The organism is Gemmatimonadota bacterium, assembly GCA_039715185.1.
Lineage (GTDB): Bacteria > Gemmatimonadota > Gemmatimonadetes > Longimicrobiales > RSA9 > DATHRK01.
Genome location: JBDLIA010000191.1, coordinates 1 through 2,074, shown reverse-complemented (window position 1 = coordinate 2,074; position 2,074 = coordinate 1). Strand labels below are relative to the sequence as shown.

General features: G+C 68.5%; 2 protein-coding genes. Both read left to right on the top strand.

All coding sequences use genetic code 11. The annotated features are described in order from the left end of the window. On the top strand, positions 1-540 hold a 540-nt coding region (locus ABFS34_16580; GenBank protein ID MEN8377042.1), incomplete at its 5' end, for a hypothetical protein. Continuing rightward, a partial coding sequence (locus tag ABFS34_16575; protein ID MEN8377041.1) for a protein kinase occupies positions 537-2,074 on the top strand: 1,538 nt, incomplete at its 3' end. The genes ABFS34_16580 and ABFS34_16575, both read left to right, overlap by 4 nt.

The window sequence follows — 2,074 nt, the reverse complement described above, 5'->3', positions numbered from 1 at the left end:
CTGGGCGGGGCGGGACCGGGACGGGACGCGTATCTCTTGGAGCGCGGTGGTGCCACGGGCGATAGCGCCGTCTCGCCCTTGCTCGCCAGCCCCGCCTACGAAGAGGTGGCCATCGCGTTGTCTCCCGATGGCCGCTGGCTCGCCTATTCCTCCAACGAGTCGGGGCGCTACGAGGTGTACGTCCGGCCGTTTCCCGAGGTGGACTCGGGGCGGTGGCAGGTCTCGCGCGACGGAGGCAACGAGCCACTCTGGGCGCATAGCGGGCAGGAGTTGTTCTATCGCAGCGCGAACGGCGATCTCATGGCCGTGAGCGTGCAGCCGGGTACGGGCTTTAGAGCGGGGGAGCAGCGTGTCCTGTTTTCGGCGAGCGGCTACTTGTCTAGCGCATCGAACACGGAATACGACATCACTCCCGACGACCGCCGCTTCATCTTCAAGCGGCAGGTCGGGGCCGAGGAGACCGGCCCGCAAACCCTGACGGCCGTGCTGGTGCAGAACTGGCTGAGCGAGTTAAGCGCGGGGGGGCCGGGGGGCCGATGAGCGAGAACACCTCACGCCTCTCGGCCGCCCTTGCGGATCGCTACGCCATCGAGCGCGAGCTTGGCGCCGGTGGGATGGCCACCGTCTATCTCGCCGAGGACCTCAAACACGAGCGCAAGGTCGCGCTCAAGGTCCTGAAGCCCGAGCTCGCCGCCGTCCTCGGCGCCGACCGCTTCGTTCAGGAGATCAAGACCACCGCCAGCCTCCAGCATCCGCACATCCTTCCGTTGTTCGATTCGGGACAGGCCAACGGCTTTCTCTACTACGTCATGCCGTACGTCGAGGGCGAAACGCTGCGGGACAAGCTGGACCGCGAGGCGCAGCTGGGGATTGATGAAACCGTCCGGATCACGACTGAGGTGGCAGACGCGCTGGACTACGCGCACCGCAACGGGGTGATCCACCGGGACATCAAGCCGGAGAACATCCTGCTGCACGACGGGCGGCCGATGGTGGCGGACTTCGGGATCGCCTTGGCGGTGAGTGCGGCGGCCGGGGGGCGCATGACCGAGACAGGCCTCTCCCTGGGCACGCCGCACTACATGAGTCCCGAGCAGGCGACGGCGGAAAAGGAGATCACGAACCGGTCGGATATCTACTCCTTGGCGTGTGTGACCTACGAGATGTTGGCGGGAAATCCGCCGCACACGGGCAGCTCGGCGCAGCAGATCATCATGAAGATCGTGACGGAAGAGGCGGCCGCGGTAACGAGCGTCCGGAAGTCGGTGCCGCCGAACGTGGCGGCGGCCACGGCCAAGGCCCTCGAGAAGCTGCCGGCCGATCGGTTCGACAGCGCCAGCGACTTCGTCCAGGCCTTGAAGACGCCGTCCTTCCGGCACGGGGTGGAGGGCGTGTCGGGGGCCGCCGCGGCGCCCGGGCGGCGCAGCGATCCCTGGGTGCTCGCCCTCGCCGCCGCCCTCGCGGTCATGACGGGCATTGCGGCATGGGCACTGCTCCGGCCGGCCCCGCCGCGGCCGGTCGCACGGTACAACATCGATCTCCCGGAGGACCAACGCATCGGCGGGTTCTTTGCCCGCATCGCCCTGACACCGGATGGGTCCCGCGTCGTTTACAGCGCGGGGACGGGCGTCGGTACCCCGACAGGGCTGCGTGTCCGCCAGCGCGATCAGCTGGGGACGACGTCGCTGGCCGGGACCGCCGGAGGATACGCGCCGTTCGTGTCGCCGGACGGTAGCCGAGTCGGGTTTAGCGCAGGCGGTGAGCTCAAGGTCGTGTCCCTGCGGGGCGGGCCGCCGGTGACCATCACCGACACCCTCGTCGGGGGTGGGGGCGCGACTTGGAGCCCGGACGGGTTCATCTACGTGGACGGCCAGGGGCAGAGCCCGCTGGTTAAGGTGCTGGCGGCGGGTGGCACACCCGAGTGGTTCACGCGCATCGACTCGGCGAACGGGGAAACGGACCACTTGTTCCCGGTTGCGTTGCCGAACGGCCGGGGCGTGCTGTTCCGCGTGGCGTATTCCAGTGCCCAAGGCGAGACAGATATCGCCGTCGCCGAGACGGCCACCGGGAATCA